The following is a 1,249-nucleotide window of genomic DNA, read 5'->3' on the forward strand; positions in this document are numbered from 1 at the left end:
AAGGATGATTACATTGGATGTTATCGCATTAGATGTAAGTAACGGTCGCAGCTATGTTGTGCATTATTCTGATAATAAGTGTCTATTCGAAGGGTGGATGATTCATAACCAAGAAGGGTTAAATGGCCTGTTAGCTCGAGCTCAGTTGTGTCAAACCGTTCCTGAAATTGTACTCGAGGCGACGGGAGTCTATTCAAGAGTCATCGAACGCTTCTGTCAGGATCATCACTTTGACTATTATCTGTTAAATCCGCTCGAAGCAAGAAAACAAACAGATAGCCTTCGAGTGAACAAAACCGATAAAAGTGATGCACATAAACTCGCTTTAACTCACTATTTTATGGAGCGAAAGAAAAAGATTGGCATTGATAAAGAGTATCAAGAAATGACGACATTATCACGTTGGTACGAGAGCAATGAAAAAGCTATAAAGTATGCACGGAATCAACTACACGCATTCTTAACTCTCTCTTTTCCTGAATTAGAGTCTTATTTTAGTTCTGTTGCCAGTGAATATGCCTTAGAAATGATTCAATTATTTCCACACCCGGATAGTTTACTGAACTATAGCCGAACTAAAGTGAAGAATCTCATTTATAAAAATACTAAGAAAAACATATCCCAAACAAAGGCGTTACTTGAAGCAGAATCTATTCTCACTATCGCTAAGGATGCCTATCCTGCAGTGGATAATGATTCGCTTGAAACGTTCTTAGTTATTGACTGGGCGAGTAAACTTCAACAGCTTGTCCGACAAAAGAAAGAAATTCAAAAAAAGCTCATTGATAGAGCTCAATCATTTAAAGAATTTTATGTTTACACTAGTTTTTCAGGCGTCGGTGAATTAACAGCTGCTCTTTTGATTGCGGAGTTAGGGGATATTACGCGATTTGATAATCATAAGCAACTCAATGCCTTTGTTGGCATTGATATCCGCCGGTTTCAATCAGGTGACTCGCCTAATTACGATAAAATTAGTAAACGTGGGAATACATTGGCTAGAAAAACATTATATCTTGTCATAACAAATATGATTCGTTCACAAACATCAGGTCCGAATCATATCGTTGATTATTATTATCGAGCAAAAAAACAACCTCACGCTAAAAAGCATAAGGTCGTTCTGATTGGATGTATGGACCGATTTCTAAAATCCATTCACTATTTAGTACTACATGGGAAACTATATGATTATGATCTCTCACCAAAATAATCAGTAGATTCTCTATGATTAATTAAATTGTACCAA

At 36.5% G+C, this 1,249-nt stretch carries 1 protein-coding gene; it reads left to right on the forward strand.

The annotated features are described in order from the left end of the window. Positions 1-4: 4 nt before the first annotated feature. Positions 5-1,213, forward strand: a complete 1,209-nt coding sequence (locus GF867_RS13600) for an IS110 family RNA-guided transposase (protein WP_153833623.1) — start codon at positions 5-7, stop codon at positions 1,211-1,213. The last annotated feature ends 36 nt before the right edge of the window (positions 1,214-1,249 follow it).

This window comes from Fundicoccus ignavus (genome assembly GCF_009659375.1).
Lineage (GTDB): Bacteria > Bacillota > Bacilli > Lactobacillales > Aerococcaceae > Fundicoccus > Fundicoccus ignavus.

Coding starts and splice junctions, on each gene's coding strand:
- GF867_RS13600 (WP_153833623.1), top strand. CDS start 5: ATGATTACATTGGATGTTATCGCATTAGATGTAAGTAACGGTCGCAGC.